Annotated in this window: 8 protein-coding genes; all 8 read right to left on the bottom strand. The window is 71.9% G+C overall.

Translation table 11 applies throughout. The features are described from left to right. Positions 1–9: 9 nt before the first annotated feature. The 8 genes from O2W20_RS01605 to O2W20_RS01570 all read right to left on the bottom strand — a co-directional run bounded on the left by O2W20_RS01605 (position 10) and on the right by O2W20_RS01570 (position 13,446). Entirely contained in the window at positions 10–918 is a 909-nt protein-coding gene (locus O2W20_RS01605) for a hypothetical protein (RefSeq protein ID WP_269170002.1), read from the bottom strand. 153 nt (positions 919–1,071) lie between these two features. Further along, positions 1,072–2,739 (bottom strand): methyl-accepting chemotaxis protein, encoded by a 1,668-nt coding sequence (locus tag O2W20_RS01600; protein WP_269170001.1) that lies wholly within the window; start codon positions 2,737–2,739, stop codon positions 1,072–1,074. 300 nt (positions 2,740–3,039) lie between these two features. Beyond that, positions 3,040–4,647 carry a methyl-accepting chemotaxis protein gene (locus O2W20_RS01595; protein ID WP_269170000.1) on the bottom strand — a complete coding sequence of 536 codons (1,608 nt, stop codon included), beginning with the start codon at positions 4,645–4,647 and terminating at the stop codon, positions 3,040–3,042. A gap of 301 nt (positions 4,648–4,948) precedes the next feature. Beyond that, on the bottom strand, positions 4,949–6,556 hold the full coding sequence (locus O2W20_RS01590) for a methyl-accepting chemotaxis protein (protein WP_269169999.1): 1,608 nt from the start codon (positions 6,554–6,556) through the stop codon (positions 4,949–4,951). A 295-nt stretch (positions 6,557–6,851) separates the two neighbouring features. Beyond that, positions 6,852–8,447, bottom strand: a complete 1,596-nt coding sequence (locus tag O2W20_RS01585) for a methyl-accepting chemotaxis protein (RefSeq protein ID WP_269169998.1) — start codon at positions 8,445–8,447, stop codon at positions 6,852–6,854. Between the two features lie 371 nt (positions 8,448–8,818). Next, the gene (locus O2W20_RS01580; RefSeq protein ID WP_269169997.1) at positions 8,819–10,426 is read right to left on the bottom strand and encodes a methyl-accepting chemotaxis protein; all 1,608 of its coding nucleotides are present in this window, start codon (positions 10,424–10,426) and stop codon (positions 8,819–8,821) included. Between the two features lie 61 nt (positions 10,427–10,487). Continuing rightward, the gene (locus tag O2W20_RS01575; protein WP_052090872.1) at positions 10,488–10,940 is read right to left on the bottom strand and encodes a chemotaxis protein CheW; all 453 of its coding nucleotides are present in this window, start codon (positions 10,938–10,940) and stop codon (positions 10,488–10,490) included. 1 nt (position 10,941) lies between these two features. Further along, complete coding sequence (locus O2W20_RS01570; protein ID WP_269169996.1) at positions 10,942–13,446, bottom strand: chemotaxis protein CheA; 2,505 nt, start codon at positions 13,444–13,446, stop codon at positions 10,942–10,944. Positions 13,447–13,575 lie beyond the last annotated feature (129 nt).

Below are 13,575 nucleotides of genomic sequence, written 5' to 3'. Positions count from 1 at the left end.
GAGCGGGATTCACCCCTCGAGGGGGAGGGACCTCCCGGTCACCGCGGCCCACGGGCCACCCAGCACGGCGAGGGACTCCTCGTCCAGCAGGTCGGCCATCGCCAGGCCCTGCACGCAGCCGGCCAGGGCGTTCCAGACGCCCTCGGCGCCGTCCCGGGGGGAGAAGCCGGCCTCGGCGAAGACCCCGACGGTCATGAGCTGGACGGCGGCCAGGGTGCGGGTGCGGCCGGAGACGTGCGCGGCCCAGGCGGCGCCGTGCATCGCCGCCGCCCAGGGACGTCGCTGGGCGCGCCCGGCGTCGACGGCCAGCCGCCACCGCCGGCGACCGGGCTCGTCCAGCCCGCGCAGCTCCTCGAAGAAGGCAGCGACACCGGGGGCGGCCGGCCCGAGGTCCGGTCGCGGACCGGGCTCCCAGGCGGTCGCGGTCGCGAACGGGCCGGTGAGCTCGGCCCGGGTCGGTGCGTCGAGCGCGTCCGCGGCCCACCAGCCGGTGGCGGCATCGGCCAGCACGTCGGCGGCCTGGGTCGTCACCGCCGGGTCGAGGTCGGCGACGACGGGGTGCTCCGGGCCGAGGACGTCGTCGCGCACCAGCCGCTCCAGGGCGGGGGTGTTGCCGATCGTGCCGCGTTCCAGCAGGGCGACCAGGCGGGCGGACCGGTCCTCGCCGGCCGGGGCGGTCAGGTCGCGCAGCTGGGGGACGCCGCCGGCGGCCAGCTCGTGGGCCCGGCGGGCGCGGACGGCGAGGGCCGCGCGCTCGTCGTCGGGGCGGCCCGCGGCGGGGTGTGCCGCGGCGATCCGGTGCAGGGTGGCGGCATCGGCACCGATGCCGGTCACCAGGACGTCGGCGACCTGGCCACCGGCGGGCAGACGGACGAGGTCGAAGCCGAGCGTCGCAGCGCTGACCAGGGAGTAGGGCACGTCGCCTCCAGGGAAGTGGTCAGGCCATCGTGCTGGCAGCCCGGGCCACAGCGCCACGCGGAGATCACCCGCTCGCAGGACAGCGAGCAGGCGACCTCCGCGCGTTGCTGCCGGAGGGTCAGTGCCCCATCACGTTCTGTCCAAACACGTTCCTCAGTACGTGAAGCGGGCCACACTCCCCCGCAGGTCACTGGCCATCCGGGACAGCTCGTCCACGGCCTGCCGGGTCTGCCCCAGCGCCTGGGTCGTCGAGCTGGCCGCCGCCGAGACGCCGGTGATGTTGGTGGCGATCTCCGTCGACCCGCCGGCGGCCTCCTGCACCGACCGGGACATCTCGTTCGTCGTCGCCGTCTGCTCCTCCACCGCACTGGCGATGGTCAGCTGGAAGTCGTTGATCGACCCGATCACCGCACTGATCCCACCGATGGCCTCGATCGCCTTGCCGGTGTCGCCCTGGATCGCCTCCACCCGACGCGCGATGTCCTCCGTCGCCCGCGCCGTCTCCTGCGCCAGCTCCTTCACCTCGTTCGCGACCACCGCGAACCCCTTGCCCGCCTCACCGGCACGCGCCGCCTCGATCGTGGCGTTCAGGGCCAGCAGGTTCGTCTGCTCCGCGATGGAAGTGATCGTCTTCACCACCGCCCCGATCTCCTTGGAGGAGATCCCCAGCTTCGTGATCGTCGCCGTCGTCGCCTCCGCCTCGCTCACCGCCGACGCCGCCACCCGCGCCGCCTCGTTCGCGTTCTGGCTGATCTCCCGGATCGAGGCACCCATCTGCTCAGCGCCCGCCGCGACGGTGGCCACGTTCCGGCTGACCTCGTCGGCGGCGGCGGAGACGACGCCGGACTGCGCCGAGGTCTCCTCCGCCGAGGAGGAGATCTGCGCAGAGGACGCCGACAGCTCCTCCGACGACGCGGCGACCGCATCGGCCGACGCGACGATCTCGGCGACCGTGTCGGCCATCGTCTGCGCGGCGGTGTTCAGCGCCGCGGACATCTGCCCCATCTCGTCCCGGCCGCGGACGGGCAGCCGCACGGTCAGGTCCCGCCCGGCCAGCCGCTCCAGCGCGGTCTGGATCTCCCGGACGCCGCGGACGATCCCGCCGGACACCACGGACGACAGACCGGCGCCCAGCAGCACCGAGGCGAGGGCCACCAGCACCATGTTGCGGACCATCGCCGACTCGGCCGCCTCGGCCGCGGCGCGCGTCTCCGCCACGCGGGCGTCCACGGAGGCGACCAGTTCGGTCATCGCCTGGTCCAGCACGTAGAACACGTCCCACTTGTCCCCGGTGGAGACCGCGTCGCCCTCGTCCAGCCGGCCCTGCGCCCAGAGCGCGAAGATCTCGTCGTTGAAGGCGCTCATCGCCGTCCAGTTCTCCTGGATGGTGTCGAGGCTGGCCCGGGCCTCGGCGTCGAGGAGGCCCCGGTCGATGGCGAAGAGCTCCTCGAACCCGGCTGCGCCGTCCTCGTAGTTGGGCACGTTGTCACCGTCAGGAGCGGCCGCGGTCGCCCCGCCGTCGACCCGCGCGCGCCAGGCGGTGATGTTCTGCCAGTTGGCCGCCCACAAGAGGTCGTACCGGGCGTCCTCGACGGCCCGCTGGACGCCCACGGCCGCCGTCGCCCGGGCGTTCAGGTCGCTCACCCGGTTCGACCCGGTGATCCCGGTGACCGCGACGGCTGCCAGGCCGATCAGCAGGACGGCGCTCAGAGCGAAGATGCGGGTCCTGATGCCCCGGTCGTGCAACCAGCCGCGGGCGCCGGCGCGCGTCGTCCTCTGGGTCGTTCCGGTCGTCCGGGCGAGGACGGATGGTGCGCTCACGAAGGGGCCTCCTGGGCTCGAGCTGGTCCGACCGGTCCATCGGTCGGTGGCGTGACGGGCCGCCACGCGTGGGGATCGTGGGGCGGGTGTGACTGGGTCCCGTCCGGCAGATCGTCGGGCAGCGGACCGACCCGGCCACCCATCCACCGTGCGTGTCGCGCCGCTGACCAGCAGAAAGGCCGGTGACCACCGTCCGGGAGCGACGAGTCGACATGCCGCACGGGTGACCGGGCCCGGGAACGCGACAGGGCCGCACGGACCTGAGGTCCGTGCGGCCCTGCTGTTCGGTGGAGCGGCGGATCAGAAGCTGAAGCGCGCGACGCTCCCCCGCAGGTCGCTGGCCATGCGGGACAGCTCGTCGACGGCCTGCCGGGTCTGCCCCAGCGCCTGCGTGGTCGAGGTGGCCGCCGCCGACACCCCGGTGATGTTGGTGGCGATCTCCGTCGACCCGCCGGCGGCCTCCTGCACCGACCGCGACATCTCGTTCGTCGTCGCGGTCTGCTCCTCCACCGCCGAAGCGATGGTCAGCTGGAAGTCGTTGATCGACCCGATGATCTCGCTGATCCGACCGATCGCCGACACCGCACCCGAGGTGTCGCCCTGGATGGCCTCCACCCGACGGGCGATGTCCTCCGTGGCCCGCGCCGTCTCCTGCGCCAGCTCCTTCACCTCGTTGGCGACGACCGCGAAGCCCTTGCCGGCCTCACCGGCCCGGGCCGCCTCGATCGTGGCGTTGAGCGCCAGCAGGTTCGTCTGCTCCGCGATCGAGGTGATCACCTTGATCACGTTGCCGATCTCCCGCGAGGAGTCACCCAGCTTCATCACCGTCGCGTTGGTCGTCTCCGCCTCCGCCACCGCCTGCGCCGCCACCCGAGCCGCCTCGTTCGCGTTCTGGGAGATCTCCCGGATCGACGCGCCCATCTGCTCAGCACCGGCAGCCACCGTCGCCACGTTCCGGGAGACCTCCTCCGCAGCAGCGGACACGACACCGGACTGCGCCGAGGTCTCCTCCGCCGAGGACGAGATCTGCGCCGACGACGCCGACAGCTCCTCCGACGCCGCCGCGACCGCATCCGAGGAGGCCACCACCGACGCCATCACCCCGCGCAGGCTGTCGATCGCCGCGTCCAGCGCCTGGCCCATCTGCCCCAGCTCGTCCCGGGTGGTCAGGCCGCTGGTCCGGGTCAGGTCGCCCTCGGCCAGGCCCTCCACCACGTGCTTGACCTTCGCGGTGGCCCGGGCGACGCCGGTGGCGACGAACCAGCCGAGGGCGAGCGCGATGCCGATGCCCACGACGATGAACACGATCGAGAGCGTCCGCTGCGCCTCGTAGTCGGTCCGGACGTCCGCGGCCGCCTGCTCGGCCTCCGCCGACTCCAGGTCCCGCAGCTCGCGGATGTCCCCCTCGGCCTCCGTGACCATGGGGGTGCCCTCCGCGGCGTTGCGGCTCATCCAGCCCGCGAAGTCCTGGGCCTGGGCGAGCGGGACCAGCACGTCCTGCTGGAAGTCGACGTACGCCGCGATGTCACCGGTCACCTCCTCGAGGAGGGCCAGCTTCTCCGGGTTCGCCGTCACCTGGCGGTAGGCGGCCGCCGCGGACTGGAAGTCGGTGCCCAGCGTCTCGATCGCGGCGATGTTCGCTGCCGGATCGGCCCCCAGGATCGTGTCGCGGAGGTTGACCCGCAGGTCCCCCACCAGCGCGTCCAGGTCCGCAGCCCGGGCCACGCCGAGCGTGTTGTCCTGGTACAGCTGTTCTGCCGAGGCCGCCGAGGCGCTGAGCGCCGTCATCCCCAGGATGCCGATGCCGGCGGCGACGACGCCGGCGAAGCCCGCCGAGGCGAGCACCTTGGTCTTGATGGCGCGGTCGCCCCACAACGAACCGGAGCGGGCCAGCGGGCTGACGGACATGTCGATCTCCTGAGCAATAGGCAGAGCAGCGGGAAGAGGGGGCGAGGGCCCACGGGACTGGCGATCACTGCCGCGCACAGTGATGCGTGGATCGGCGCGCCCACGAACCATTGTGATGGATCAGAGAATTGCTGGTACCGATTCGGCGAGCGTGTCCGATGGGGCGCAACACAAAGACAGGTGACCCATCGTGATCGACCACTTGTCGACTTCTCCGAGATTCCTCGCGGTCTCTTGGCGAGCTGCAGAACAGGAACGGCCGCCACCCTCCGAAGGGAGGATGGCGGCCGATTCCGGGTGGTCAGTAGGTGAACTGCGCGACGTTCGTGCGCAGGTCGCTGGCCATGCGGGAGAGCTCGTCGACGGCCTGCCGGGTCTGCGACAGGGCCTGCGTCGTCGAGGACGCCGCCGTGGAGACCCCGGTGATGTTGGTGGCGATCTCGGTGGAGCCGCCGGCGGCCTCCTGCACCGACCGCGACATCTCGTTCGTCGTCGCGGTCTGCTCCTCCACCGCCGAAGCGATGGTCAGCTGGAAGTCGTTGATCGACCCGATGATCTCGCTGATCCGACCGATCGCCGACACCGCACCCGAGGTGTCGCCCTGGATCGCCTCCACCCGACGGGCGATGTCCTCCGTCGCCCGCGCCGTCTCCTGCGCCAGCTCCTTCACCTCGTTGGCCACCACCGCGAAGCCCTTGCCCGCCTCACCGGCACGCGCCGCCTCGATCGTGGCGTTGAGCGCCAGCAGGTTCGTCTGCTCCGCGATCGAGGTGATCACCTTGATCACGTTGCCGATCTCCCGCGAGGAGTCACCCAGCTTCATCACCGTCGCGTTGGTCGTCTCCGCCTCCGCCACCGCCTGCGCCGCCACCCGAGCCGCCTCGTTCGCGTTCTGGGAGATCTCCCGGATCGACGCGCCCATCTGCTCAGCACCGGCAGCCACCGTCGCCACGTTCCGGGAGACCTCCTCGGCGGAGCTGGAGACGACGTTCGACTGCACGGAGGTCTCCTCCGCGGATGCCGAGATCTGCGCCGAGGACGCCGACAGCTCCTCGGCCGAAGCAGCCACGGTGTCCGCAGAGGTGACGACCGCGGCGATGACCGAGCGGAGCTTCTCCTGGGCAGTGCCGAGCGCAGCGGCCATCTGGCCCAGCTCGTCCTGCGAGTTGACCGCGGCCGGCCGGGTCAAGTCACCCTGGGCCATCGCGTCCAGCGAACCGCGGACGGCCTGAACCGTGCGGACCAGCTGCCGGACGACCAGGAGGGCGAGGCCGGCGGCGAGCAGGATCCCCGCGACGAGCGAGACCCACAGGGTGAACGTGGCCTGCTCCGCGAGGGCCTGCCCCGCAGCGGCGTCCTCCGCGGCATCCTCCGCCTGTCGCGTCTGCTCGGCGCCGAAGGCGTCGGAGGTGGCTCGAGCCATCTCGGCCATGGGCCCGCTGGCGACGGCCAGCGCGGCGGCGCCGTTCCCGGCGTCGGCCGCCGGCACCAGCTGCTGGTCGACGATCTCGTAGTAGGCCGTCAGCTGGTCCAGGACGGGGTCGAAGTCGCCGGGGTCGTTGAGGGTGTCCAGGTAGACCTGGGTCTGCTCCTCGACCAGCGCCCGCCGCTCCACCAGGTCACCCCGCAGGCCGGCCCGGGTGGCCTCGTCGGACAGGCCGTAGAGGTTGTAGCGCGCCCGGTCGCCCTGGAAGCTGCGCTGCAGCTCGTTGAGCTTCACCAGCGGTTCGATGCTGTCCGTCGACAACGTCTCGGCGGCATCGGCCAGGGTGCCGATGCGGTCCACCGCCAGGGTGGTCAGTCCGATCGACACCACACCCAGCAGGGCGAGCGTCGAGCCGATCTTGACGGCGATGGGCCGGTCGGTGAACCAGCCCGCCGATCGGGCCCGGGTGGCGGTGACGGACATGGGTGTCTCCTCGACTCGTGGAACGGGATGGGCGGCGACAACGGGCCGCACCGCCGCCTCGACCGACGATGCGCCAGAGCGCTCGGTCCGCATTCAGGATGGGGGTTCCGAGAACATCTGTTCCGACTCCGGGAAGTGTGTCGCGGAAAGTGTTGAAGAAAGTCCGGTCGTGCATTTTGGGCGTCTTCTTGTCGACATCCGGAAATGGTCGACGATGTGTGGACGACCGCCCCGGAGACGCCGACGGCCGGCACCTCTCCCGCGAGAGAGGTGCCGGCCGTGGGGTCGAACGGTGTCACCAGGTGAAGCGGGCCACGCTCCCCCGCAGGTCGCTGGCCATCCGGGACAGCTCGTCCACGGCCTGCCGGGTCTGCCCCAGCGCCTGCGTGGTCGCGGTGGCCGCCGCCGAGACCCCGGTGATGTTCGTGGCGATCTCGGTGGAGCCGCCGGCGGCCTCCTGCACCGACCGCGACATCTCGTTCGTCGTCGCGGTCTGCTCCTCCACCGCCGAGGCGATGGTCAGCTGGAAGTCGTTGATCGACCCGATGATCTCGCTGATCCGACCGATCGCCGACACCGCACCCGAGGTGTCGCCCTGGATGGCCTCCACCCGACGGGCGATGTCCTCCGTGGCCCGCGCCGTCTCCTGCGCCAGCTCCTTCACCTCGTTGGCGACCACCGCGAAGCCCTTGCCCGCCTCACCGGCCCGCGCCGCCTCGATCGTGGCGTTGAGCGCCAGCAGGTTCGTCTGCTCCGCGATCGAGGTGATCGCCTTCACCACCGCGCCGATCTCCTGGGACGAGGTGCCCAGCTTGGTGATCGTCTGGGTGGTGGTCTCGGCCTCGCTCACGGCCTGGGCGGCGACCCGGGCGGCCTCGTTCGCGTTCTGCGAGATCTCCCGGATCGAGGCACCCATCTGCTCGGCACCCGCTGCGACGGTGGCCACGTTCCGGCTGACCTCCTCCGCCGCGGCCGAGACGACGCCGGACTGCGCCGAGGTCTCCTCCGCCGAGGACGAGATCTGCGCCGAGGACGCCGACAGCTCCTCCGAGGCGGCCGCCACCGCGTCCGAGGACGCGGCGACCGAGGCGATCACCGCACGCAGGTGTTCCTGCGCCGTGCCCAGCGCGACCGCCATCTGGCCGACCTCGTCGCGGGAGGAGACGTCGGCGTCCACGGTCAGGTCACCGGTCGCCATGGCCTCCAGCGACGCCTGCACCCGCTGCAGCGGCCGGGACAGCGAACGCTGGGTGAGCAGGCAGATGACCAGGATCGCCACCAGTCCCAGGGCCGCGGCGATCTCGCTGGTGCGGGCCGCCTGGGTGATCGCGGCGTCCAGCTCGGCCTGGGCGACCGCGGACTCCGCGGCCAGCGCGTCCTTGGCCTCACCGACCGCCCCGTCGGTGAGGTCGTTGGCGGCCTGGATCTCCTCGAAGCGGGCCCGCATGGCGACCTGGTCGGCCACGGCCGCCTGCACGAACGTCGTCAACCCTTCCTGGTAGTCGCCGAAGGTCGACTGCACGGCCGTCGCGGCCTCGGCGCTGGCGCCGGTCAGCGGGACGTCCCGGAGCTCGTCCAGCAGCGCGTCCGCCGTCGCGACGTCGTCGGTCACGTCGACCAGCTGGTCGGCGGGAGTGGGGCTCACCAGGGCCTTGAGGCCGTCAACCTTCAGCTCACTGGCCCGGGTGTCCAGCTGCAGCACCAGCTCGGCCGCCTCGTCCAGCTCCGCCAGGTGCGCGCTGGCGTCCCGGACGGTGGCGTTCGAGGTCAGCGTCGCGGTCAGCAGGGCCCCGAAGGCCAGGACGACGACGCCGATCATGAGGCCGAACTTCACGGCGAGCCGGCGGTCGGCGAACCAGCTCGACGGGCCGGTCGGGGCGGGGGAGCGCATGGCGGGTCTCCAGATCAGGAACGGCGGTGGGTGTCCGAGGCGGGTGGAATCGATTGCACCCGTTCCAGAGAGGTGCCGCGTTCTCCGGATCGGTGGGGGAGCCCAGCTCCTCGGACCGGCCGGACCGGATCGTCCTGGCATTTCCGAGGGTGTTTCACCCGCCATGGTGGAGGATCCGGTAATCCCCGGTCTCGCCACAGGCTGCGTGTCGCGGAAAGGCGCTGAGAATGCTCGGCGACCGTTCTCGGATGGCCCTTTGTCGACTTTGTGATGGGGTCGGGAAATGACCGCGGCCGCCGCCTCGCCCGGGGAAGGGGGCGAGACAGCGGCCGCGGAAGTCGTGCGGTTCAGACCTCTCGGGAGGAGAGGCGTCAGTAGGAGAAGCGGGCCACCGTCGTGCGCAGGTCGCTGGCCATGCGGGAGAGCTCGTCGACGGCCTGCCGGGTCTGCCCCAGCGCCTGCGTCGTCGAGGACGCCGCCGTGGAGACCCCGGTGATGTTGGTGGCGATCTCGGTGGAGCCGCCGGCGGCCTCCTGCACCGACCGCGACATCTCGTTCGTCGTCGCGGTCTGCTCCTCCACCGCCGAGGCGATGGTCAGCTGGAAGTCGTTGATCGACCCGATGATCTCGCTGATCCGACCGATCGCCGACACCGCACCCGAGGTGTCACCCTGGATCGCCTCCACCCGACGGGCGATGTCCTCCGTCGCCCGCGCCGTCTCCTGCGCCAGCTCCTTCACCTCGTTCGCGACCACCGCGAAGCCCTTGCCCGCCTCACCGGCACGCGCCGCCTCGATCGTGGCGTTGAGCGCCAGCAGGTTCGTCTGCTCCGCGATCGAGGTGATCACCTTGATCACGTTGCCGATCTCCCGCGAGGAGTCACCCAGCTTCATCACCGTCGCGTTGGTCGTCTCCGCCTCCGCCACCGCCTGCGCCGCCACCCGAGCCGCCTCGTTCGCGTTCTGGGAGATCTCCCGGATCGACGCGCCCATCTGCTCAGCACCCGCAGCCACCGTCGCCACGTTCCGGGAGACCTCCTCCGCAGCAGCGGACACGACCCCGGACTGCGCCGAGGTCTCCTCCGCCGAGGACGAGATCTGCGCCGAGGACGCCGACAGCTCCTCCGAGGCGACAGCGACCGCATCGGACGAGGCGACGACGGAGGCCATCACCGAGCGGAGGTTGGTCTGCGCGGCGGCGAGCGACTCGGCCATCTGGCCGATCTCGTCCCGGTCGCGGACCTCGGGCAGCACGGTGAGGTCACCGTCGGCCATGGCCTGCACCGAACGCTGCACCGAGCCGACCGTGGCGAGGATGCGGCGGACCACCAGGAAGGCGAGCGCGGCGGCGACGACGATCGACACGATCGAGACGGTCAGCAGCAGCGTGATCGAGCTGCTCGCCTCGTCGGCAGCGGTGGCGTTGCGCGCCGAGGCCTGCTCGGACTGGGCGATGCCCTCTTCCTCCAGCCCGTCGGCGATGTCGTCGAACAGCGGCTGCATCGTCTCCCGGACCAGCTGGGCGTAGCCGGCGACGTTGCCCGTGGAGCCCAGCGGGAAGGCGGTCGTGGTCAGCAGCTGGAGCAGCGAGGCGCGGGCGTCCAGGTACTTGTCCATGGCGGCCTGGTCGACGATGTGGGGCTGGTACTCCGTCAGCGCGGCCTCGACGTCGGCCTGCTTCTCCTCCATCTGGCCGATCAGCTCCTGCTGACGGGCCCCATCGGAGAAGGCGAACTCGAGCACGCGGGCCCGGTGTGCGGCGGTGGCCCGCTGCACTGCCGACAGGGAGTTCAGCGGCTTGAGGTTCTCGGTGTAGATGGCCTGCTGACCGTCGCGCATGTCGTTGATCCGGCCGATGGCAAGCACGTTGGTGCCGAGGACGACGAGGGCCAGCAGGGCGATGACCGCACCGATCTTGACGCCGATCGGTCGGTCGGCGAACCACCCGAGCCGCCGAGGGGGAAGAGCTGTTGTGCTCATGGACTGTCTCCAGGTAGGGGAAGGGATCGGGTGGCGCGTGGCGGTGCGGTGGTGCGGTCGTTCAGGTGCCGACGGCGCGATTCACGTCGAGGGCGAGGAGCAGCTGGCCGGAGAGCTTGTAGGCGCCCCGGATCAGCTCGCGGGCCGCACCGTCGAGCGTGTCCGGCGGGGCCTCGAAGTCGCGGACGTCGACGTCCACGACGTCGGCGATGCTGTCGACCAGCAGGCTGACCGCCTCGCCGTGCAGCCGGACGACGATCACGACGGGCTGCTCACCCTCCGGGCGGGCCGGCCGACCGAGCCGCTCCCGCAGCTCGATCGCGGTGACGACCTGGCCGCGCAGGTTGATCAGCCCGGCGACGGCCGGCGGTGCCAGCGGCACCCGGGTGATGCTCTGGCTGCGCAGCACCTCCTGGACGTGCTCGACCTCGACGCCGTAGAGGTCGCCGTCCAGCCAGAAGGTGGCGAGCTGGCTGGTCGCCGGCACGGTCCAGGCTTCGGTCGCGGTGCTCATGTCAGACCTCCATCAGGGGGGCGGGGAACCCGGCGCCGTCGACGTCGAACGCATCGGGGGAGGGGAAGGCGGCCGGGGCCGTGGTGTAGAACGCCGGGTCGGCGGCGAGGATGGCCGCCCGGACGTCAAGCAGCTCGGTGACGCGGTCGCCGATGACGGCCGAACCGAGCAGGCCGAGGTCGTCGATGTCGCTGTGCACCGAGGCCTCGCCGTCGACGATGTCGAGGATCTCCTCGACCACGATCGCCACGCTGCGCCCGTGGTCGGCGTAGACGATGACCTCCAGCGTCTCCCGCTCGGTGTCGCCGAACGCGCCCAGGTGCCGGTCGAGCCGGACGATCGGCAGGATCGCGCCGCGGTACTGGACCACCTCGCGAGAGCCCACGCGCTCGACGGTCTCGCTGCGCACCTGCTCCAGCCGGGTGACGGTGTCCAGCGGGATGGCGACCCGCCGGCCGCCGCCGATGGCCGCGAGCAGCATCCGCTGGCGCTCCTGGACGGCGATGGTGACGCTGGCGGCCACCCGGGCCTCCTGGCGCTCCGCGGTCTCGGCGCGCAGGGCCCGGCGGGCGAGCGCCTGCACGTCCAGGATGAGCGCGACCGCGCCGTCCCCGAGCACGGTGGCCCCGGAGTACAGCCCGATGGCCTTCATCTGGCCACCGACCGCCTTGACGACGATCTCCTCGGTGTTGATGACCCGGTCGACGACCAGCCCGAACCGGCGTCCCTCCGAGCGGAGCACCGCGATGACGACGTGGCCGTCGTGCCGGTCGGAGGGCAGGCCCAGGACGTCGGCGAGGTGCACCAGGGGGAGCAGCTCGCCACGGAGCCGGTAGACCGACGCCCCACCGACCTCCTCGACGGCGGCTGCGGCCTTCTCGGCGTCCAGGGCGACGAGCTCCTGCAGGCTGATCTGCGGGATGGCGTAGCGGTCGCCGGCGCACTCGATGGTCAGTGCCGGGACGATCGCCAGGGTCAGCGGGATCCGGAGCCGGGTGCAGGTGCCGCGCCCGGGCACCGACTCGACCTCGATCGTGCCGCCGATGGACTCGATGTTGGTCTTGACCACGTCCATCCCGACGCCGCGGCCGGAGACGTTGGTGACCGCGGCGGCAGTGGAGAAGCCGGGCAGGAAGACCAGCTGCAGGATGTCGGCCGGGCTCATCCGGGACAGCGCGTCCGGGGTGAGCAGCCCGCGCTCGACGGCCTTGGCGCCGATCTTCACCGGGTCGATCCCGGCGCCGTCGTCGGCGACCTCGACCACGACCTGGCCGCTCTCGTGCCGGGCCCGCAGGGTCAGCACGCCCTCGGCCGGCTTCCCGGCGGCCGTGCGGACCCCGGTCGGCTCGACGCCGTGGTCGACGGAGTTGCGGACCAGGTGGGTCAGCGGGTCCTTGACCGCCTCGAGCAGGGTCTTGTCCAGCTCGGTCTCCCGGCCCTCCATCTCCAGGCGGACCGACTTGCCGCACTGCAGACCGAGGTCACGGACGACGCGGGGGAGCTTGCTCCAGATGTGGTCGATCGGCTGCATGCGCGTCTTCATGACGCCCTCCTGCAGCTCGCTGGCGATCAGGTTCAGCCGCTGGGAGGCCCGGACCAGGTCCTGGTCGGTCTGCCGGCCGACGTACTGGACGATCTGGTTGCGGGTGAGCACGAGCTCACCGACGAGCAGCATCAGGGCGTCGAGCAGGTCGACGTCGACCCGGATGGTGCTGTCGGCCACGGCCCGGCGGCCGGGCTGGGCACCGGAGCGCTCCTCGCCGGGCTCCGGCACGGGCTCGGCCGCGGCCGGGGGCAGGGCGGGGGCCTCGGCCACCGGGACCTCCATGGGGACCTCCTTCGGGACGTCGACGGCCGGAGCCGGCGCGGGCGGGGCGGCCGGGGCGGCCGGGACCATCTCGGCGGCCGGCACGGGAGCCGGCTTCGGGACGGCCGGTGCAGCGGCCTTGGTGACACGGGGGGTCTTCGGCGCGGCCTTCTTGACCGGCGCCTTCTTGGCGGCGGCACGCTTGGCGGGCGCGGGCTTGGCCGGGGCCGCCAGGGCCTCGACCGGCACCTCGGCCGGCACCTCGGCCGTGGCCGGTGCGCCCTCCGGCTCGGGCGCGGCGACCGGGGCGGGGGCGTCCTCGAGGACGGCGCTGAGCGTGGCGACGGTGTCGGCGACCACGACGGAGCCCTCCCCACCGGAGGCCTCGATGGCGGCGAGCAGGGCCCGGATGGTGTCGACCATCTGCAGCAGTGCGTCGGTGCGGACCGGGGTCAGCTCCAGGGCGCCGTCCCGCAGCCGGGAGAGCAGGTTCTCCCCGACGTGCGCGACCTCCTCCAGCCGGTTGAAGGCCAGGAACCCGCTGGTGCCCTTGATCGTGTGGATGGTCCGGAAGATGCTCGAGAGCCGGTCCCGTGAACGGGGGTCCTGCTCCAGTGCGACCAGATCCTGGTCCAGCTGGTCGAGGTTCTCGTGGCTCTCCACGAGGAACTCCTCGACGATGTCGTCCAGACCTTCCACGCCTGCCTCTTCCCCTTGGTGCGCCGTGGGGCGTGCCCCGCACAGCGATGGCTTCATCGGCGCCCGCCGGACCACCTGAAGGTGAACTCCATGCGAGCACTCGCCTTTTGTGAATTGTCATTCCATGGG

The organism is Modestobacter sp. VKM Ac-2982, from assembly GCF_026967935.1.
In the GTDB taxonomy this organism is placed as follows: Bacteria; Actinomycetota; Actinomycetes; order Mycobacteriales; family Geodermatophilaceae; genus Modestobacter.
This window is presented reverse-complemented; position numbering and strand designations above follow the sequence as displayed.

Coding starts and splice junctions, on each gene's coding strand:
- O2W20_RS01595 (WP_269170000.1), bottom strand. CDS start 4,647: ATGTCCGTCAGCCCGCTGGCCCGCTCCGGTTCGTTGTGGGGCGACCGC.
- O2W20_RS01590 (WP_269169999.1), bottom strand. CDS start 6,556: ATGTCCGTCACCGCCACCCGGGCCCGATCGGCGGGCTGGTTCACCGAC.
- O2W20_RS01585 (WP_269169998.1), bottom strand. CDS start 8,447: ATGCGCTCCCCCGCCCCGACCGGCCCGTCGAGCTGGTTCGCCGACCGC.
- O2W20_RS01580 (WP_269169997.1), bottom strand. CDS start 10,426: ATGAGCACAACAGCTCTTCCCCCTCGGCGGCTCGGGTGGTTCGCCGAC.
- O2W20_RS01575 (WP_052090872.1), bottom strand. CDS start 10,940: ATGAGCACCGCGACCGAAGCCTGGACCGTGCCGGCGACCAGCCAGCTC.